Here is a 20,464-nt window from a genome sequence, read left to right as displayed (position 1 = left end):
CCCGCATTCTCTCACTGCGAAGCGTCAGGACAGACGCATCGAGCCGGTGTCGATGTAGCGCTGATGGAACGAGAAGGCCTCGCCCAAAATGTGGGGAGTCTGCCCCGCCCCGGGCTGCGCGTCGGCGCGGGCGACGTAATCGCTGAGCATCGCCCGGAACTCGGGGTGCGCGCACTTGTCGATGATCAACCGAGCTCGACGACGGGGTGACAATCCACGCAGATCGGCCAATCCCTGCTCCGTGACAATCACCTGGGTGTCGTGTTCGGTGTGGTCGACGTGCGGAACCATCGGGACTATCGCCGAGATCGCGCCTCCGCGGGCCGTCGACGGGCTCAGGAACATGGATACGTAACCGTTGCGAGCGAAGTCCCCCGAGCCGCCGATACCATTCATGATCTTCGTGCCCATGACGTGTGTCGAGTTCACGTTTCCGTAAATATCAGCTTCGAGCATGCCGTTCATCGCGATGATGCCGAGCCGACGGACCACCTCGGGGTGGTTGCTGATTTCCTGCGGACGCAGCGTGATGTGGTTGCGGTAGAAATCGACATTCGCGGTCAGTTCCTCGATGCCCGCTTCGGTGAGCGCCAAGGCCGTCGACGACGCATGGGCGACGGTTCCGTCCTTGATCAGCTTCAGCATGCCATCCTGAATGACCTCGGAGTAGCAGGTCAGGCCTTTGTACGATCCACGGTCGAGGCCACCGAGCACCGCGTTGGCGACGTTGCCGATCCCAGCTTGCAAGGGCAAGAGCGTGTCGGCCGGCATCCGGCCCGCGCGAACCTCATGTGCGAAGAAGTCCAGAACGTGATCGGCGATCGCCTCACTGACCGCATCGGGCGCGGTCAACGGACTCGCACTGTCGCGGCAGTTGGTTTCGACGACTGCGACAACCTTGGCCGGGTCGACACGGAACGTGGTCTGCCCGATCCGGTCCTCGACGCGGACGATGTCGAGCGGCTTGCGGTTCGGCGGCAGCGCGGTGCCGTAGTAGACGTCGTGGATGCCCTCCATCGCCTCGGGCACCCACGAGTTGACCTCGAGAATGACTTTGTCTGCGACGTCGAGCCACGTCTTGTTGTTGCCGATCGACGCGGACGGGATCAACTCACCTGATTCGGTGATACCGGCTACCTCAACTACGGCAACGTCGACATTGCCGTAGTAGCCCTCCCACACCTGCTGCGCCACGTGGGAGAGATGTATGTCGACGTAGTCCATCCGGCCGTCGTTGATGCGCTTTCGGGCCGTCGCCTCCGACTGATACGGCATCCGGAGTGCAATGCCGTCGACCTCCGCGAGCAGGCGTTCCGTCTCGGTAGACACGGATGCGCCGGTCAGGAGATTGATAGTGAAGTTCGATCCCTCGCCGCGAGTGTGGTGGATGCGTTCCGCCAAGGCGGGAATGATGACCTTGGGTGTGCCGGCGCTGGCAAAACCGCTGATCGCAACCGTATCTCCGGGGTGAATGAACTTCACGGCATCGGCAGCTGACGTTACTTTCGACGCGAAGGCAGTGCTGCGAATACGGCCCGAGGCGATGGGCGCACCCAATGAGGAAGTCACGCCAACAGGATAAACAGTGCTGGTCGAGAAGAATTATCGGGATTGTCGATACAGAATTACCGAGACATGGTAGGTACACCCCGACCTGAACGGAGTGCCTGTGAATTCCGGACCACCCACCGTCACACTGCCGCTCGACGCACTTGCCTTACGCGCGGCGGCGCTGATGAACACCGACCGTCGCTACATCCTCGGAATCACCGGTCCGCCCGGTTCCGGGAAGTCCACGTTGGCGAACGCCTTGACCCAAGCACTAGGGCCCCACTCCGCGCTGGTCGAGATGGACGGATTCCATCTCGCCAACTGTGAATTGGAAAGACTCGGCCGACGCCACCGCAAGGGTGCTCCGGACACCTTCGATGCCGATGGATATGCGGCCCTCCTTCATAGACTGAGGACATCAGACCGCGAGATCTACGTTCCCACCTTCGACCGCAGCCTCGACGAGTCGATCGGCAGCGCGGTCGCGATCGGACCCGAAACCACGCTGATCATCACCGAAGGCAATTACCTACTGCTCCCGGAAGGACAATGGCCGGTGGCGAGACAGGCCGTCGACGAGGTTTGGTACCTCGAGGTCCCCGCGGGGACGCGGATCGGCCGTCTCGTGCGCCGACATCGTGGGTTCGGAAGCAGTCCCGATGTAGCCGAGCGATGGGCGCGCGCTGTGGACCAACCGAACGCCGACGCCATCGAAGCGGTTCGCTCTCGAGCGGATCTGATCGTGCGACTGACCACCCAGTAAAACGTCGCCCCCTAAAATTCATACAGCGCCGTTAGACTCCGAATCGAACAGAAAGCCCCTGCGTGACGAGAGGATTCGGCCATCGCGCACCGCTCGATTCGGTACATCGCAGTCTTGGTTGTCTGCATGTTCACGCTCGTCATTTCCGTCTCCAGCGCAGCCGGCACCGACGCAACAGTCGCCCCCGTTCGCATTCCCTACGCAGCCGACGCCGATACATTCGGCGATCTGTATCTTCCCCCCGGCGACAGCGGTTCACTGCCCGTCGTGATCCTGGTTCACGGCGGCGGTTGGGCACAGAAAAGCAACCTCGAATACGCGGGCGCGTGGGCTCGAACGTTGACGCCGTATGGAATTGCAGTGTGGAACATCGAGTATCGACGCGTCGGCAGGCACGGAGGTTGGCCCACCACATTGTCCGACGCGGTCTCTGCCACCAACGCCTTGGCTACCGTCGTACAGGAAAGGTCCGGGGGCCGACTGGATTTGAATCGCGTTCATATCGCCGGCTACTCGGCGGGCGGGCAGTTGGCGGCGTGGGCAGCATCGAGATCGAGCCAGGGCGCCGACGCTCCCGAACCGAAACTAGAGGTGCCGATCCGCTCGGCAACCGTCATGGCCGGGGTGTTCGACATGGAGCTCGCGGCTACAGTCGGCCAGGATCGATTTGTTCGAAACCTGCTGGGCGGCATGCCGACTGAATTTCCCGATCGATATCGCATCGCCTCACCGATCGAGCATCTTCCGACTGGAATCCCGATCACCGCACTGCACGGAAGCAATGACCGAATTGTCTCCATCGAGCAGAGTCGCCGCTACTTCGATGCCGCCCGCGCGGCTGGCGACAATGTCGACCTGATCGAGCTTCCGAATGTCGGGCACGGCGAATTCGGCAATGCCGAATCTCCCGCCTGGGCTATTACCAAGCAAGCAATTCTTGATCACGTCGCGGGCAAGTAAGCAGGTAAAAGCGCCCGATTTCCAACACGCTGATCGCAAAGAATTAGCTGAAACCGCGGCGATGACGTATGGTGGGATTATCAGAGGGTCGCCGTCAGTCTGGCAGCCGGTCGCTAGCCCAGGTTAAAACCATCAGGGCAAGCATCCAGTTCGGTAAAATCCGCACCTCTGATCACTACGCATTTTCATCAGTCCCGCAGATTGTTGACCAGGCCGAAGACCCCGCTGAGATCCATCGGGTCCGCCGCCAATCGCGTACCGACTGCACCAGTATCAACTAGCGCTACCTACCGCGTGAGCTCTCAGCTCGCGCGGTTCAAGAGGAATATCCATGCACAACACCATGATTCATACCGACCAGCACAAGACCACGGATCGAACCCGTGTGCGCGCACTCGAAATCGTCTGCACGCTGTACCGATGCACCACCGACGAAGCCGCTGCGCTGTTGGTCGAGCATTCACAAACCAACCACATCAAGGTCTCCAACCTGGCCAAGGCCCTGGTTGCACTCATCGACGATTCGTCGTCGAACTCGATGTCCGAAAGCGCGTCCACTCTGGCTGCACATTTCTGGCTTCGCGAGATCCGAAACCTGAGCCAGGCCCAGCGTCGTAGCGATCACTTTCATCGCCACCTCGTCAGCGCCTGATCGTTCCGAAAAACCAAAGCTGGGGCAGTACACGATTTCCGTGTACTGCCCCAGCTTTGTGTTGCCGTAGATCAAACGGACTCGGAAGCCCTGTCTGCGTCAGACTCGGAAGCCCTGTCTGCGTCAGACTCGGAGGCGTTGTGCTCGACCTCGGTCGTGGTTACCTCATCCACGTGCTGCGGCGCCTTGACCAGGCACGCGATGCTCATCAGGCACATCGCGACCAGTAGCGCGATGACGGGCCAGATGCTGCCGGTCGCCTTGTACATGAGCGTCGACGCGAGCGGAGACAAACCACCGAAGATCGCGCCGGCCCCCTGGTAGGCCAGCGAAATGCTGGTGTACCGGGCCTGCGGCTTGAACATCTGCGACAGGACAGCCGCGATCGGACCGTACGTGGCGGCCAAAACCAGTCGCATTGCCGCGAAGGTCAGGAAGATCAGGAACACCGATCCGGACTCGAGTACCAGGAACTGCGGAGCTGCCAGAAGGGCGACAGCAGCCAACCCCCAGACGACTACGCGGACGCGGCCCACCTTGTCGCCGAGCCAGGCAACTCCGAGTGTGGCAATCAACTCGACCACCGCGGCCACACTCAGAGCGTTGAGGATCAAGGTCTCGGACAACCCGATTTCGGGACCGGTTGCGTAGGCCGTGATGAATGTCGTCACCAGGTAGTACCCGCCGACTGCGACGGGCAAAATGCCGATACCCAGCAGGATCGGGCGCCAGTTGGTCACAACCGCGTACTTGAGCGGCAACATCTCGGGAACATCCGCGGACTTGACCTCGGATTCGAAGACCGGTGACTCCTCGACCTTCAAGCGCACCACCAAGCCGACGAGAATGAGCAGCGCGGAGCAGAGGAACGGCAGTCGCCAAGCCCAGTCGCGCAGAGCGTCGTCGCCGAAGGTGGAGAGAATGCTGAAGAAGCCGGTGGCCAGCAAAGCGCCGGCCGGGTTACCCAGCTGCGCAAATCCGCCGTAGAACGTCTTCTTGTCCTCGGGGGCGTGCTCGACGGCCATCAGGACCGCGCCTCCCCATTCGCCGCCCACGGCAAAGCCCTGGACGAAGCGGAGCACAACGAGCAGGACCGGCGCCCAGAACCCGATGGAGGCGTAGGTGGGCAGCATGCCGATCAGGAAGGTGCCGGCACCCATCAGCGTCAGAGTGACGACGAGGGCGGTCCGTCGGCCCATCTTGTCGCCGACGTGGCCGAACACGATTCCGCCGAGTGGACGCGCGAAGAAGCCGACCGCGTACGTCGCAAATGCTGCGGCGACGCCTGTCAGTCGATCCGTTCCGGGCGGGAAGAAGATGTCGCCGAACACCAGGGCTGCCGCCGTGGCATAGACGTAGAAGTCGTACCACTCGATGGTTGTGCCGACGAATGCTGCAAAACCTGCCTTGCGGGCTTTGACTAGTTGTTGCTCTCGGTTCATGGCTTATTCCTCGGTGGTCGAAGTGTTCGACGATAGGTGGTTATGTCCTGAATGTGCGAGTTCGCCGTCGATCCAGGTCTCCCGGACATCGATCTGAGCGATCGTGTCGGCGGGAACTGAGAGAGGATCCGCGCCCAGAACAACGAAGTCGGCACGCTTGCCGACGGAAATGCTGCCCAGTTCCGCTTCCCGGCCCAGCGCTCGCGCGCCGTTGAGGGTGTGAGCCTGGAGTGCCTGGTCAGCGGTAATGCACAGTGCCTGCGAACCGAGTTGGTGACCCTGACGCGTTACACGCGTGACGGCTGCCTGGATCGCCTCGAGGGGCTTCGGCTCGGCAACGGGAGCGTCGGAGCTGATAGTGACGGGAACCTCAGCGGCAATGAACTCCCCGAGCGGGTTGAACCGCTCACCCGGAGTTCCGATCGCGGCGGTGACGCCTTCGCCCCAGTTGTAGTAATGCTGCGGCTGGTTGACGGGGTAGACGCCGGCCAGGTTCATCCGGGCAATCTGCTCCAGCGTCGGCAGGCCGCAATGCTCGATGCGGTGACGCGCGTCGGCGTCGGGGTGCGCCTTCTGTGCGGCCTCGATGGCGTCGAGCACCATGTCGATTGCGGTCGGCGACTGAGCGTGCGTCGCGGTCTGGAGGCCTACTGCGTGAGCCTTCGCGATCAGCGCCGAGTAATCCTCGGGCTCGTGGTACAGCTGCCCGGTACGGCACGGATCGCCCACGTAGCCATCGGGGAAGTAGGCTGTCCAGCCGCCGAGTGTGCCGTCGGCATAGAATTTGATACCACCGAACGCCAGACGCGAATTGCCGAACGCGCCATGCATTCCCGTGTCGATGACGTGATCGAGAAGGTGACTGAGCATGTACATGCTGATGCGCGTCTTGAGCTGATCCTGCTCTGCCAGACGCAGATACATGTCGAATTCACGACGCGTCACCTGGCAGTCACCGATGGTGGTGACGCCGCCGGCGAGGAACCGGTCCTGCGCAACCGACAGTTGACGAAGGTGCTCTTCGGGCTCGTCCTCGAGGTGGAAGTTGGGGCCGTGGTGGCCGACCTTCACTCCGTTGACGCCGGTCAAGATATTGCACGCGGCGTCCGAGAGTTCGCCCGTCAGTTCGCCGTCGGCATCGCGGAAAAATTCTCCACCGTCGGGATTGACTGTGTCCCTACTGATTCCATGCTTCTCGAAAGTGAAGGAGTTGACCACTCCACCGTGGCCGCTGGCATTCATGAGGTAGACCTCGCGGTCGGTGCCGACCAGATCGAGCTCTTCTTTGAGCGGATGACGACCTTCTACGAGGTTGCGATGCTCGTAACCGTATCCACGAACCGGCACGCCTTCCGGCGCACTCTGCGCAGCTTCTTGAAGCAGCGCAACGATTTCCGGGATCGAGGACGCCTTCTCGGGGCCACAGTCCACCCAGCTGAGCATCTGGCCGTACATCAATGGATGCGCGTGCGGATCCACGAAGCCTGGCACCACGGTTGCACTGCCGAGTTCCACGACTGCGGTGGTCCGCGCACTCAACCGGCGCGCCTCCGTACGGCACTGCTCGAGCGTTCCGACAGCGGCGAAGCGATTGCCGAAGACTAGGAAGGCTTCGGGAGCGGACGCCTGCTCGTCAACGGTGTGGATGGTGTCGGCCGTGAAGATCGTGGCCGTCGCGTCGAGTGGCGATGCTTCGTGGGTGTGCAACTTGCGCATGAGGGTCCTTCGTGAAGATCGTGGTGCAGGTCACTAGTGCAATGAGCGAAAACTACGCTCTGACCAGGAGTGATGCAACGCACGAAAGTTTCATACCATGCGGTCTACAGCGTTTATGTTCATATTTATGATCACTTTTGCACTTATTCGCATAAATCTATGCCGTATGCGATTCTTCCTATGGTTGGTATCGACACAAAAATCTCTGAAAAAGTTGAGGCACAGTGACCGTAGATCTGGATTCCAAGCTCATCGCCGCACTTCAGAAGAACGGCCGAGCCACCTACCGTGAGCTGTCCGCAGCCGTCGACGCACCCAGATCCGCGGTATCCACCCGGGTCCAGTGGCTAGTGGAGTCGGGCACCGTCGCCGTGGTCGCCGTCGCGCATCCCCAACTACTCGGACTGAAGGCGCTGGCACACGTATCCATAGCCGTGTCCGGCTCACTGACACCAGTCATCGACGCTTTGATCGAATCCGAATCCGCTGTGTACATTTCGGCAGTCAGCGGGCAGTACAACGTGATTGCTGAACTTCGAGTCCCCAACCACGACGAGTTGTACCGGGCAATTGCCGAACTCCGCTCACAGTCGGGAGTCAGATCTGTGAGCACCTTGGTCTATGTCGACGTCGTCCGGGGAATCTTCATGCCGGACAGCGCTTTACAAGCAGATATCCGACTCGATTCGGTCGATATCGCATTGATCGAACTGCTCGAAGGCAATGGGCGTATGCCGTTTCTCGAACTGGCCGAACACACCGGGCTCTCGCCGAGTGCCGTACGCAATCGCGTCAACCACCTGATCTCGAGCACCGCACTTCGCGTGGGCGCCGTCGTGAAGCGTCGCGGCGGCGGGCGCACTCTCGCAATGGGCATCGGAGTAAATCTCGGCTCCCGCGACGACGCAGCCGTGTCCGAAATCGAGGCGCTGCCGGGAATCGAGTTTCTGGCTCGGACGCTTGGTCGTTACGACGTCATCGCGACGGTTGCCGCCAATTCGTCCAACGATCTCCACACACTGTCCGAACGTATTCGAGGGATCGACGGCGTCAGCGGCTTGGAGTCCTGGGCACACCTCGAGGTCTTCAAAGAGCACTACGCCCGCAGCCTCGACGTCCGGGACTGAATCGGGTTTTCTCTTCATGCGGAAGGGGCACCCCAGAATGGGCACCTGATCGGAGGACCGAATCATGACCGCTCACATCGCGTTACCCAGTGCGTCGACGTGCCAACGTTATGTCGTCGCAGTCGCCGCCTCGGTATTTGCCGAATCTGTTGTCTGGTGCGATTGTCCGGCGTTCGATGCAGTGCTCGTCTTGCCCGGCGAACTTCCCCCTCACAGTGGCCACCGGGCAGTCTTGGCGTGGAATCACTACTTCGGTTGGGCTCTCGGCGTCGAAGACACCCCGAACTCGTCCTTCTCGGTCATCGAATGCCTCGGGCTCGGCCGCATGCCCGACCCCTTTGTGTGCGCAGACCGGGCAGTCGAGTTGATAGCGCAGGCCACTGACTGACTCTCCGCATCGGCGCCTGACCGCGCGGGCATACTATCGAGCGCGAGTTCGTACGCCCGACGAAGGAGACCGACATGGACCCGTCCCCCAGGCCTGTCGGCCAGATCGCCGATATCGAGGTCGAACCGGACGGCAAAGCGACACTGCGCACTCGGCAAACTCCTCGAAGTGAGCGTCGTGCTATCGGCAAGAACCTCCGCAAGCAGGTGCCGCGGTCCGCGCTCGGAGATTGGTCTCCCCCAACTACGCGTCGTGATCCGGTAGATCAGGTAAATACCGCCCATGAAGGTCGACTCGACTGGCTGGTTCCCATCCGGGTCGGACGCATGGTTGCATCGCCGTACGGATTTTTGCGCGGCACAGCGGGTTTGATGGCCGAGGACCTTTCGACGTTGCCGTCTACCGGCATCAATCCCGTCATCTGCGGCGACGCGCATGTCGGCAATTTTGGTTTCTACGGCTCCCCCGAACGCGAACTGGTCATCGACCTCAACGATTTCGACGAAGCTCATCCCGGTCCCTGGGAATGGGATCTACGACGGTTGGTTGCGAGCATCTGGGTTGCCTGCCGCCAGAACGGCTTCACCGAAAGCCAGTGCGAGAGTGCAACAGTCTCGTGCACCTCGGCGTATCGGAACCACCTGGCCACACTGGCCGAACGTCCACTGTTCGGCCGATCATTCGACCGCGTCAATCTTGACGGCCTCACCGCGCACGTCACCGATCCCGGACTGCAGGCCGAGATCGCGCGTGCCGCCGAGCGCGCCCGCAAACGCACCAGCGATCATGCGCTTTCCCGCTTCACCGTCCAAGAAGGCGGACAGCGAAAACTCCTCGAAAACCCGCCGCTGACTACTCATCTCACCGAGCAGGACACCGGCTTTTTGCTACAGGGCCTGGACGAATATCTTGAAACCCTTGCGCCACACTGGCGTCGAGTGGTTTCGGGCTACAACGTCGTTGACGTCGCACACCGCGTCGTGGGCGTCGGCAGCGTTGCACTCCGCGCTTATGTCGCGCTCTGCGAGGGCAGCATCCCGGACGACGTTCTGTTCCTTCAACTCAAGCAGGCCCGCCGATCCGTCGTCGCCCCGTTCGTTCACGGCAAGTCCGCGTGGCACGACCACCAGGGCCGACGCGTAGCCGAATACCAGCAAGCACTTCAAACCGTCAGCGATCCCCTGCTCGGCTGGTGCACGGTCGATGATCGCCAGTATTACGTCCGCCAGTTCCGCAACATGAAGGGTTCGGTGGATCTCAACACCATCGACGCGTCGGCGCTCACCGACTATGTTGCTATCTGCGGTCGACTGTTGGCCAAAGGCCACGCCCGGACCAGTGGTGCGTCATTGATCTCGGGATACCTGGGCTCCTCCGACGTGGTCGACACCGCCCTCGCACGCTTCGCACGGTTGTATGCCGACCAGACGGAACGCGATCACGAAGAGCTACGCAAAGCCGTGGCCAGTGGCAGGATCGCCGCCGAAACCGGTATCTGACATTTCTTGCACCTCGGTGGTGTTCGTCACGGATCTATGCATACCCCTGGGGGTATCTGGCATCCTGGTGTTCGAACCCAGCAGACCAGGAGCGCACAGATGATTCTCGAGCAGTACTACATCGAATGCCTCTCGCACGCCTCATACCTGATCGGCGACGAGAGCACCGGAACGGCCATCGTCGTGGACCCTCGCCGCGACGTCGACGGCTACCTCGAGGACGCGCAGCGCTACAGCCTGAAAATCGTGGGAGTCGTCAACACTCACTTCCATGCCGACTTCGTCTCCGGCCACCTTGAACTGCGCGACGCCACCGATGCCTGGATCGCATTCGGCGAGTCTGCCGAAACCGAGTACCCCATCAAACGACTCACTCATGGCGAGCGCATCTCACTCGGCGAAGTCGATATCGAAGTCCTCTCAACGCCCGGTCACACCTGGGAATCGATCAGTCTGTTGATCCGTGAAAACGCCGGTGCCATACCGACCGCAGTACTGACCGGCGATTCCCTGTTCATCGGCGATGTCGGACGCCCAGACCTGGCCAATCTCGGCGAGGGATCCAATACCGATCTGGCGCAAGCGATGTACCGAACCATCCACAATGTCCTTCTGGCACTGCCGGATTCCGTGACCGTCATGCCCGCCCACGGCGCCGGTTCTTCCTGCGGCAAGAACATGTCGGACCAGCTGACCTCCACCATCGGCGAGCAACGACGCACCAACCCCTCCGTCGCTCCGATGAGCGAAGACAGTTTTGTCGACATGATCACCGACGGACAGCCTTCCGTGCCGCCGTACTTCGCTACCGACGTCGCGCTGAACAAAAGTGCCCGCACGCTACTCGATCCCGCCCGGGTTGTTCCGGAGTTGAGTGTCGAAAATCTACGCGCCGAAATATCTTCGGGTACAGCAATCCTCGATGCTCGTAGTGTCGAGGACTTCGCGGCCGGTCACCTTGCCGGAACTGTCAACGTCGGCTTCGACGGCCGCTTCGCAGAAACTGGCGGAATGGTGGCCGAGATCGGCGATCGGATAGTCGTCATCACCTACCCCGGTGAACAGCAGGAAGCCGCTAAACGCTTGGCACGCATCGGATCCGACAACGTTATCGGCTTCGTCAACGCCGACGGCACCTTTCCGGCGGAGTTGTCCGACCTCGTGCAGGCTGCACCACGCACTACCGTGTCGGAGTTGGCACAATTGCTCGCAGGCGACGCCGTTACTCTCGTCGACATTCGCAACCCCGGTGAGCGAGAGTTCGGCACGATTGCCGGCGCTGTGTCCATACCCCTCGCGCAATTACGTTCTCGGATAGACGAATTGCCGACGGATCGTCCCGTCGTCGTCCACTGCGCCGGCGGGTGGCGCTCCAGCGTCGCCGCATCACTGCTACGCGCACAGGGACTCCCACATGTCAGTGACCTGGCCGGCGGTTACAACGCCTGGCTCGCCGCTTAACCATCCAACGCTGCTTGACCATCCAACATTTGAAGGAGAAAACTATGTGTTCCCCCGTCACCTGCTCGACCTGCTCGAAAACCACCTGGAGCGGTTGCGGCCAGCATGTCGACGACGTCATGAAGTCGGTGCCCTTGGCCCAGCGTTGTACGTGCGAGCGCCCGAGCGGCTTCTTCAAGAACTTGTTCCGGCGGTAGGTAAATGACGCTCGCCCTGACCCTGGCACTGGGTTCCGTCATCGGGATCCTGCTGGGGCTACTCGGCGGCGGCGGATCAATACTCGCAGTTCCGGTCCTGGTCTATGCCTTGGGCATGCCGCTCGAGCAAGCCGTACCGATGTCATTGTTGGTTGTCGGCATCGCGTCACTGTTCGGCGCCATCCCCAAAGTTGCCGCGCGACAAGTTCAATGGCGCCTGGCGGGGGTCTTCGCTGCCACCGGATTCCTAGCCGCGTTTGCCGGCAGTGCGGTAAACCGCGCCCTCCCCCCCGCCGTCACCATGACTGGCTTTGCTCTCGTCATGGTTGTCGCCGGGATCCGGATGCTGTCGGAGACATCCAACGTCGGGACCGCGTGCCGCATCGAGGGGGCGGGTATCAACTGGCGTCGGTGCACTTCACGCGCCATCCCCGCCGGCCTCGGCGTCGGCTTCCTGACGGGACTCTTCGGCGTTGGCGGCGGCTTTCTCATCGTCCCGGCGCTGGTATTGCTGCTTGGTATCGAGATGTCCGTCGCGGTCGGCACGTCGTTGGTGATTGTGACCGCCAACTCCGGGTCCGGTCTTCTCGCTTACCTCGGCGATCTGACCCTCGATTGGGGAGTGGTTGCGGCGTTCACCATCACCGCTATCGCTGGGTCACTGGTAGCCGGCCGGTTCGGTCAACGCATCGACCGGGCACGCTTGCAGAAGTGGTTCGCGTACTTGATCTTCGTGGTCGCAGCGTTTGTGGTGTTTCAGGTGATTGTGGGTGCATGATCGCATTCAGTTGACCGTTGAGCAGCAAGCTTGATCGAATGAAGTCATGACGTCGACCTATATCGATCTGCGCTCGGACACCGTCACCACCCCTGACTCGGAGATGCGCAAGGCCATGGCCGACGCCGAAGTCGGTGACGACGTCCTCGATCACGATCCGACGATGGCCGCGCTCGAGGAAGAGGTGGCGAATCTACTCGGGTTTCCCGCTGCCCTATGGGTGCCCAGCGGTTCGATGGGCAATCTCATCGCGTTGATGATGCATCTGCGTCGCGGCGATCAATTTCTGGCACCCGAGCACTCTCACGTCCTCGGTTCGGAGTTGGGAACCGCGGCGTGGCTGGCTCAGGGAATGCCGATGGCCTTGCCCCACGACGGTGGGCCCGGGCGGCCCACTCCCGATACGGTTCGCCGAGCTGTCGGAAGTGGCGGTCCGTACTACACGCTGAACACCACCTTGCTGTGCCTGGAGAACTCGCACAATTTCGCGGGCGGAGCAGTCATGACGACTGTTCAATGGACGGCATTGGTCGAGGCCGCGCGATCGAGCGGTCTGCTCATCCACCTCGACGGCGCACGGTTGTGGAATGCCGCCGCAGCGCTGCATGTTTCGCTCGACGAGCTGACTCTGGGAGCCGATACAGTTCAGGTGTGTCTGAGCAAGGGATTGGGTGCGCCGGTGGGATCGGTTCTGGCTGCGTCCACCGAGAGGATCGCTGAAGCACGGCGCATCCGAAAGATGCTCGGTGGAGGGATCCGTCAGGGCGGAGTGCTGGCCGCGGCCGGCATCATTGCTCTGGCCTCGCGTCATCGACTGGTCGACGACCACACCAATGCGCAACTACTCGCACGCGGACTACGTGAACGTGGATGGAACACAACAGAACCCGAAACAAATATCGTTCTCGCCGACGTCACCGACCCGAGCGTCGTTGTTTCACACCTTGCCACTGTGGGTGTCGGCGCAGTGACGGTGGCCGGCAAGGTGCGGTTTGTCACTCACCGGGATGTGAGCACCGACGATATCGAGTCCGTACTGGATCGAGTGAGTGCAATCAGTACCTGAACGCGGCGATAGACCTACGCTGGAACCATGTTCATGCGCAGCGCAAAGACATTTGTCCCAGATTCACTTCGTGGACTGATCGCGTCCACCGATGATATTTCCTGGAATCCCGACCCCGGATACCTCATGCGGGCGCACCCTCTTCCGCGCGAGCAAGTCGCCATCGTGTCCGGCGGCGGATCAGGACATGAACCGTTGCATGCCGAGTTCATCGGTGAGGGCATGCTGACCGCCGTCTGCCCCGGCCTGGTGTTCACCTCGCCCAACGCGCTGCAAATTCATGAGGCATCCAAAGCCGTCGACGTCGGCGGCGGTGTCCTCCACATCGTGAAGAACTACACCGGCGATGTTTTGAACTTCGGCATCGCACGAGAGTTACTGCGGGAGGACGCTATTGACACCGATGTTGTCCTGGTCGACGACGATCTCGCCTCGGAACGAGCCGACGGCAACGGCCCCGGGCGTCGAGGCACTGCAGCCACTGTCGTGGTCGAAAAGGTATGCGGCGCAGCAGCCGAGCGTGGTGACAGTTTGGCCGAGGTGGTCAGCATCGGCCGACAGGTAGCGGAATCCGCGCGCAGCATGGCCGTCGCACTGGCGCCGTGCACGCTCCCGGGCGCAACGGAGCCGTCGTTCGACCTGCCGGCAGGCCAGATGGAACTGGGGATCGGAATCCACGGCGAGCGCGGTCGTGAACGCGTCGACGCTTTGCCGGCACCCGAACTGGTACGTCGACTGACCGATCCGATCATCGACTCACTCCAACTTGTCCGCGGCGATCGTGTGATCGCTGTAGTAAACGGCTTGGGCGCCACCCATCCGTTGGAATTGCACTTGCTGTTCGCGGAACTCGGAGAATATCTGGACCAGAAGGGAATTCGCATCGAGCGTCCACTGGTCGGAACTTTTGTCACGGCACTCAACATGGCCGGAGCCTCCATCACACTCGTGCGCGTCGACGACCAAGTCCTCGAATTATGGGACGCTCCGTGCAGTGCTCCGGCATGGCCCAATTCGCCGGCAAGAACGTACTCGGCAGTTGGCCCGAGCGGATCCTTCGGCCCCACGTACACCCCTCCCACAACCCCGACTGATAACGAATCAGCAGGACCTTGGGTAGCCGCTTGGGCTCAGAAGGTACTCGATCAGGAACCAGCACTCACCGACTTGGACCGCCGAGCCGGCGACGGTGACTTCGGAACCAACATGGTGGCGGCCCTCGAACAGTTGGACCTCACGGCAATGAGGGATTCCTATTCCACGTCAACTGCATTCGATGCTATTTCGCAGGCATACCTCGGGCATGCAGGCGGGACGTCCGGCGCATTGTTCGGCATCTGGTTCCGACACTTCTACCGCGCAGCGGGCAACGGGAGGTTCGATCTCGCGGCCGTCACTACCGCTGCGCGAGCCGGCCTCGACAACATCACCACGCTCGGCGGCGCACGCCCCGGCGACAAGACGATGGTCGATGCGATAGTCCCCGCCGTCGAGGCGCTCGAGGAAGCAGTTCGGTCCGGCACCACGTACGACACCGCTCTACGTCAGGCTGCAAATGCCGCTCACGCCGGCGCCGAATCGACTGAAGCGATGATCGCCAATCGAGGTCGCGCAAGTTACGTGGGCGAGGCCGCGCGCGGGGTGATCGATCCGGGTGCGCTGGTAATTGCCTGGTTCTTCGAGTGTGGGACGGGTCACTAAACATCAGTTAAAGAAGTGTGGTTAATCTGGCATCACACGCACGTCGTTTGCGACCTGTCTGGAAAGCACAGGATCGCATGACAACCAGGAGCAGCCCATGCTGAGCACGATGCAAGACGCCCCACTCTCCATTGCTCAAATTTTGCGCCACGGCGCCACAGTGCACAGCGATGCCGAGGTTGTGACCTGGACTGAAGCCGGCCCACGTCGTACGTCATACGCCGAGGTCGGTCAGCGCTGCGCTCAGCTCGCTCATGCTCTGCGCGGATTGGGCGTCGACGGAGACCAGCGCGTTGCCACGTTCATGTGGAACAACTCCGAGCACCTCGAGGCATACCTGGCTATTCCTTCGATGGGCGCCGTGCTCCACACACTCAACATCCGGTTGTTCCCGGAGCAGCTGATCCACGTTGCCAATCACGCCGAAGATCATGTGATCATCGTGGATCCGTCGCTGATCCCGTTGCTCTCGCCGCAGTTGCCGTCGCTTACGACGGTCAAGCACATCATCGTGACGGGCTCCTCCACTGCGGGCCTGGAGGCGCCTGAGGGCGTCGAGGTTCACACGTACGAGGGCCTGATCGCCGAGCAGCCGACGGAGTTTGCGTGGCCCGAGGTTGACGAGCGCAGCGCTGCTGCGATGTGTTACACCTCCGGCACCACCGGAGACCCCAAAGGTGTTGTGTACTCGCATCGTTCGATCTACTTGCATTCCATGCAGGTCTGCATGAGCGACGGCCCCAACCTCAGGCAGGGCGACCGTGCACTGGCAGTTGTTCCGCAGTTCCACGCAATGTCGTGGGGACTTCCCTACGCCGCCTTCATGATCGGCGCGTCGCTGATCATGCCCGACCGCTTTTTGCAGCCCGCTCCGATGGCTGCGATCATCGCCAGCGAGAAGCCGACGTTCGCGGCCGCAGTGCCCACCATCTGGCAGGGCCTGCACCTCTACCTCGAGCAGAACCCGCAGGACATCTCGTTCATCCGTGAGGTTCTGATCGGCGGCTCCGCCGTACCTCCGTCACTGATGCACGCTTTCGAAGAGCAGCACAACGTCAGCGTTCTGCATGCCTGGGGCATGACGGAAACCTCCCCGCTGGGCTCGGTTGCCCGTCCCCCGGTCGGCGTCACCGGTGACGCAATGTGGAAGTACCGCTACTCACAGGGCCGTTTCCCCGCTTCCGTCGAAGCGCGCCTGATCGACGACGACGGCAAAACTGTTGCACACGACGGTGTTTCCGTCGGCGAGCTCGAAGTTCGCGGACCGTGGATCACCGGCGCCTACTACGGCGTCGACGCCGCCGACAAGTTCAATGAGGGCTGGCTCAAGACCGGCGATGTCGGATCTATCACCGCAGACGGTTTCCTCAGCCTCTCGGACCGCTCCAAGGACATCATCAAATCGGGTGGCGAATGGATTTCGTCCGTCGACCTCGAGAACGCTGTGATGGGGCACCCGGATGTCACCGAAGCCGCCGTTATCGGTGTCCCGGACGAGAAGTGGGACGAGCGCCCCTTGGTGGCTGTCGTCTTGCGTGCGGGCTCGACAGCGACGATGTCCGAACTGCAGGAATACCTTTCAGGCAAGGTTGCCAAGTGGCAGCTGCCCGAGAACTGGGCTGTGGTGCAGGAAGTTCCGAAGACAAGCGTCGGCAAGTTCGACAAGAAGCGTCTGCGGTCCGATTACCACGATGGCGGGCTCACGGTTACGCGCCTCTGACACAGACTGAACATTGAAGGCGGGCAACAGGTCAAACCTGTTGCCCGCCTTCAGTTACGAGCAGTGCCCGACAGTATGCAGCGCGATATCGACGTACTTCTCCGCCAATTGCGACGGCGTCATCGGTCCACCAGTTTGGAACCACCGCGGCAGTGACTGGCACATTCCGAGAATGGCCCGGACAGTCTCGTCGGTGTCGGTGACCGAGAAATCTCCTGACGCCGCACCGTCATTGACGATCTTGCGCATCAGAAGCTCAAGCCGTTTCCGACTGGCCGCGTAGCGACTTCGGCTTTCCGGGGAGACGTGGCGAATCTCCGTATCGAGTGCTGCGTGATGCGATCGATGTGTCATGTACAGAACGATCGCCTCCACCACCAGGGAGAAGCGTGCGACCGGATCCTCGCCCGCTTCTTCTTCTGCCGCTTCGGTTCTGGTGTTCAACTCTTCCATCGACACTTCGAACAACGCGACAAGCACTGCTTCTTTGCTGGCGTGGTGGTAATACAACGCGGGAACGGTCACCCCGACACGGTTGGCGATCTGCCGCACCGTTGTGCCGTGGTAACCGTTCTCGTCGAACAACTCCAGCGAATGACGCAGGATGTCGCTCATCGGCAGCGGAGGGAAGGATCGCCACCCCACCGCTACCGAGTTCGCATTTTCCGCTTCGCTAGTCATATTTTGGTGAAATTAGCGCGGTGCCATGCGGATTGCGCCGTCGAGACGGATGGTCTCACCGTTGAGCATGGGGTTGGAGACGATGTGCGCAGCCAATGATCCGTATTCGCTGGGATCACCCAAACGTGAGGGGTGCGGAACCTGCTGGCCGAGTGACGCCTGAGCGGCTTCCGGCAAGCTTCCGAGCAGCGGGGTCTTGAACAGGCCGGGCGCAATGGTGTTGACGCGGATCAGCAGCGACGCGAGGTCGCGGGCGATGGGCAGGGTCATGCCGACGACGCCACCCTTCGACGCGGAGTAGGCAGCCTGACCGATCTGTCCGTCGTACGCTGCGACCGAGGCGGTGTTGATGATGACGCCGCGCTCACCGTCGATGGGCTCGGTTGTCGAAATACGCTCCGCGGCAAGGCGAAGCACGTTGAACGTGCCGATCAGGTTAACGTCGATGACCTTCTTGAACGCGTCGAGCGGGAAGGCACCCTTCTTGCTGACGGTCTTGATGGCATTGCCGATTCCGGCGCAGTTGACTGCAACGCGGATGGGCCCGAGGGTCTCAGCCAAGTCGAGTGCGGCGGTGACGGCAGCCTCGTCGGTGACGTCGGCTGCGGCGAAGCGGACGCGGTCGCCGAGCTCCTTGGCAATGACCTCACCATTGGACGAGGGCAGGTCGATGATGACGACGCTAGCCCCGTCTGCGAGAAGGGCTTTGACGGTTGCCAGGCCGAGACCGGAGGCTCCACCGGTGACGACGGCGACGCTGTCGTTGACGATCATATGAATTCCTTTCGAGAACGGTGAGAGATTTTAGATACGTTCGATAATCGTGGCGTTTGCCATGCCTGCACCCTCGCACATGGTCTGCAAGCCGTAGCGTCCACCGGTGGCTTCGAGGTGGTTGACCATCGTGGCGAGCAGACGCGTTCCCGAGGATCCGAGTGCGTGGCCGAGCGAGATGGCGCCGCCCCACGGATTGAGCTTTGCCGGGTCGGCACCGAACTCATGCGCCCAGGCCAGCGGCACCGGAGCGAATGCTTCGTTGACCTCGTAGGTGTCCATATCGTCGATGCTCAGGCCGGCGCGAGCCAACACCTTGTGCGTCGCCGGGATGGGAGCGGTGAGCATGAGCAACGGATCGTCACCGACGACCGAGAAGGAATGGAAGCGGGCACGCGGGGTCAGGCCCAGCTTGGACGCCATCTCTTCGCTCATGATCAGAGCGGCCGACGCACCGTCGGTGAGGGGCGAGGAGTTTCCGGGAGTGATGGCCCACTGCGCCTGCGGGAAACGCTCCGCGTACTTCTCGGAGCAGAACGACGGCTTCAATCCGGCCAGACCTTCAGCGGTGGTCGATGTGCGCACCGTCTCGTCGACGGTGTGTGAAACGGTTTCTCCGGCAGCGTTGGTCACCGAGATGGGAATGATCTCCTTGTCGAACAGTCCGGCCGCTGCCGCTGCTGCGGCGCGCTGGTGGGACTGTGCGGCAAATGCGTCGAGCGCTTCGCGGTCGAGCTTCCACTTGGAGGTGATCAGTTCTGCGGAGATACCCTGGTTGATCAGGCCTTCGGGGTAGCGAGCGGCGATGCCGGGGCCGGATGCGTCTTTGCCCATCGAGGTGAAACCCATGGGGACGCGGCTCATCGATTCAACACCAGCGGCAATGACGATGTCATAGGCACCGGCGATGATGCCCTGGGCTGCGAAGTGTGCTGCCTGCTGACTTGATCCGCACTGGCGGTCAATGGTGGTGGCCGGCACCGAATCGGGGAAACCTGCCGAGAGCACAGCGCTACGGGTGATGTTGAGGGCCTGCTCGCCGGCCTGGCCGACGCAACCACCGATGACGTCGTCCACCAAAGCGGGATCGAGGCCATTGCGCTCGACGATGGACCGCAGTACATGCGCCATCAGTTCGACGGGGTGGGTTCCGGACAGCGCCCCACCGGGCTTGCCCTTGCCGGATGCAATCCGGACTACATCGACGATTACTGCATTGGTCATCTGCGTTCCCTTCGAGGACGTGCGCGTGAGACGGTCCGACACCCGAGATGCCTGCATCAGGCACCGGACCGTGATCGTGAACGCGAAGCCCAATCACTGACTTAGCGCTCGTTAAATAGCTACCATGCTGGCAGCGCCAGAGTCAATGCCGATCGCCCCCGCACGTGCCCGACGTCTGAAGCGCGCCGCAACACAGTGGCATTCTCAATTCGGGCACCTTCCCAGGAAATCTGCAGGCGGCCTACTACTACTAAAGGATGAATATTGAGAATTATTTACGAAAATACCCAGTACTAAAGTCGTAATAGAAGGCCCACAGAGGGGAATTACTAGTACTTTAGTATTAATTCAGCGCGTCGTACTTGGGCCAGAAGTTCCGTCCTAGTTCCCTAACAGCGCTAACCGAATATTCACTGATCCTCAATTTAGATTGGCGTTTTCATCCCAAAAAAGTGAGACGTGTTCTATATTTGACCGCATGATGCGCCCCCCGGCCTAAGCAAGGCTTCAAACATGCTGGTGGACGCATGTTTTCAACGCTCGAACAGTAAACCTCTACCTGGCACCCTTCGTGGTCGAGGAATCACAGCGATCGGCACAACCGTAACCACGGTAAATCTGTACCCAGAGTTTCCGACCCCGATGGAGTAGCCCCACCATGACGGCCCACAACGAAACAACCCGACTGACCCGCCGCGGATTCATCGCCGCAGCCGCCGGAGCCAGCGCAGTCGCCGCCACCACCCTCACCGGCACCTGGACCC

The 20,464-nt window shown here is 61.4% G+C and carries 17 protein-coding genes; 11 read left to right on the top strand and 6 right to left on the bottom strand.

Going from position 1 to position 20,464, the window contains the following annotated elements; genetic code table 11:
• Nucleotides 1-24 precede the first annotated feature (24 nt).
• Entirely contained in the window at nucleotides 25-1,545 is a 1,521-nt protein-coding gene (locus MTX36_RS27605; protein ID WP_243622876.1) for an acetyl-CoA hydrolase/transferase family protein, read from the bottom strand.
• Between the two features lie 124 nt (nucleotides 1,546-1,669).
• Here MTX36_RS27605 and MTX36_RS27600 point away from each other — a divergent pair, with 124 nt between their 5' ends.
• From MTX36_RS27600 to MTX36_RS27590, 3 genes are all read left to right on the top strand, one after another.
• Entirely contained in the window at nucleotides 1,670-2,314 is a 645-nt protein-coding gene (locus tag MTX36_RS27600) for a nucleoside/nucleotide kinase family protein (protein ID WP_243622857.1), read from the top strand.
• A 126-nt stretch (nucleotides 2,315-2,440) separates the two neighbouring features.
• A complete protein-coding gene (locus tag MTX36_RS27595) occupies nucleotides 2,441-3,274 on the top strand; it encodes a S9 family peptidase (RefSeq protein ID WP_243622856.1) in 834 nt (277 codons plus the stop codon).
• A gap of 331 nt (nucleotides 3,275-3,605) precedes the next feature.
• Entirely contained in the window at nucleotides 3,606-3,926 is a 321-nt protein-coding gene (locus tag MTX36_RS27590) for an antar domain protein (RefSeq protein WP_243622855.1), read from the top strand.
• A 71-nt stretch (nucleotides 3,927-3,997) separates the two neighbouring features.
• Here the strand turns inward: MTX36_RS27590 and MTX36_RS27585 are convergent, their stop codons facing one another.
• Nucleotides 3,998-5,368: an MFS transporter gene (locus MTX36_RS27585; RefSeq protein WP_243622854.1), complete on the bottom strand. Its 1,371-nt coding sequence runs from the start codon at nucleotides 5,366-5,368 to the stop codon at nucleotides 3,998-4,000.
• Nucleotides 5,369-5,371: 3 nt separating this feature from the next.
• Complete coding sequence (locus MTX36_RS27580) at nucleotides 5,372-7,084, bottom strand: amidohydrolase (protein WP_243622853.1); 1,713 nt, start codon at nucleotides 7,082-7,084, stop codon at nucleotides 5,372-5,374.
• 224 nt (nucleotides 7,085-7,308) lie between these two features.
• Here MTX36_RS27580 and MTX36_RS27575 point away from each other — a divergent pair, with 224 nt between their 5' ends.
• From MTX36_RS27575 to MTX36_RS27540, 8 genes are all read left to right on the top strand, one after another.
• The gene (locus MTX36_RS27575) at nucleotides 7,309-8,211 is read left to right on the top strand and encodes an Lrp/AsnC family transcriptional regulator (protein ID WP_243622852.1); all 903 of its coding nucleotides are present in this window, start codon (nucleotides 7,309-7,311) and stop codon (nucleotides 8,209-8,211) included.
• Between the two features lie 64 nt (nucleotides 8,212-8,275).
• Nucleotides 8,276-8,599 (top strand): DUF6292 family protein, encoded by a 324-nt coding sequence (locus MTX36_RS27570; protein ID WP_243622851.1) that lies wholly within the window; start codon nucleotides 8,276-8,278, stop codon nucleotides 8,597-8,599.
• 74 nt (nucleotides 8,600-8,673) lie between these two features.
• A complete protein-coding gene (locus tag MTX36_RS27565) occupies nucleotides 8,674-10,098 on the top strand; it encodes a DUF2252 domain-containing protein (RefSeq protein WP_243622850.1) in 1,425 nt (474 codons plus the stop codon).
• A gap of 99 nt (nucleotides 10,099-10,197) precedes the next feature.
• Nucleotides 10,198-11,559, top strand: a complete 1,362-nt coding sequence (locus MTX36_RS27560) for a rhodanese-like domain-containing protein (protein WP_243622849.1) — start codon at nucleotides 10,198-10,200, stop codon at nucleotides 11,557-11,559.
• A gap of 201 nt (nucleotides 11,560-11,760) precedes the next feature.
• Nucleotides 11,761-12,534 carry a sulfite exporter TauE/SafE family protein gene (locus MTX36_RS27555; protein WP_243622848.1) on the top strand — a complete coding sequence of 258 codons (774 nt, stop codon included), beginning with the start codon at nucleotides 11,761-11,763 and terminating at the stop codon, nucleotides 12,532-12,534.
• 46 nt (nucleotides 12,535-12,580) lie between these two features.
• A complete protein-coding gene (locus MTX36_RS27550; RefSeq protein ID WP_243622847.1) occupies nucleotides 12,581-13,600 on the top strand; it encodes a low specificity L-threonine aldolase in 1,020 nt (339 codons plus the stop codon).
• 27 nt (nucleotides 13,601-13,627) lie between these two features.
• Entirely contained in the window at nucleotides 13,628-15,301 is a 1,674-nt protein-coding gene (locus MTX36_RS27545) for a dihydroxyacetone kinase family protein (RefSeq protein WP_243622846.1), read from the top strand.
• A gap of 97 nt (nucleotides 15,302-15,398) precedes the next feature.
• Nucleotides 15,399-17,021, top strand: coding sequence for a long-chain fatty acid--CoA ligase (locus MTX36_RS27540; protein WP_243622845.1), 1,623 nt, complete (start codon nucleotides 15,399-15,401; stop codon nucleotides 17,019-17,021).
• Nucleotides 17,022-17,075: 54 nt separating this feature from the next.
• Here the strand turns inward: MTX36_RS27540 and MTX36_RS27535 are convergent, their stop codons facing one another.
• The 3 genes from MTX36_RS27535 to MTX36_RS27525 are packed head-to-tail and all read right to left on the bottom strand — an operon-like array spanning nucleotide 17,076 to nucleotide 19,700.
• The gene (locus MTX36_RS27535; RefSeq protein WP_243622844.1) at nucleotides 17,076-17,702 is read right to left on the bottom strand and encodes a TetR/AcrR family transcriptional regulator; all 627 of its coding nucleotides are present in this window, start codon (nucleotides 17,700-17,702) and stop codon (nucleotides 17,076-17,078) included.
• Nucleotides 17,703-17,714: 12 nt separating this feature from the next.
• Entirely contained in the window at nucleotides 17,715-18,476 is a 762-nt protein-coding gene (locus MTX36_RS27530) for a 3-hydroxyacyl-CoA dehydrogenase (protein WP_243622843.1), read from the bottom strand.
• A gap of 30 nt (nucleotides 18,477-18,506) precedes the next feature.
• A complete protein-coding gene (locus MTX36_RS27525; protein WP_243622842.1) occupies nucleotides 18,507-19,700 on the bottom strand; it encodes an acetyl-CoA C-acyltransferase in 1,194 nt (397 codons plus the stop codon).
• Between the last annotated feature and the right edge of the window lie 764 nt (nucleotides 19,701-20,464).

The sequence above is a fragment of the Rhodococcus sp. ARC_M6 genome (assembly GCF_022810305.1).
Classification (GTDB): Bacteria; Actinomycetota; Actinomycetes; order Mycobacteriales; family Mycobacteriaceae; genus Rhodococcus_F.
The sequence above is the reverse complement of the archived record's forward strand: the minus strand, read 5'-3'. Positions and strand labels throughout refer to the sequence as shown.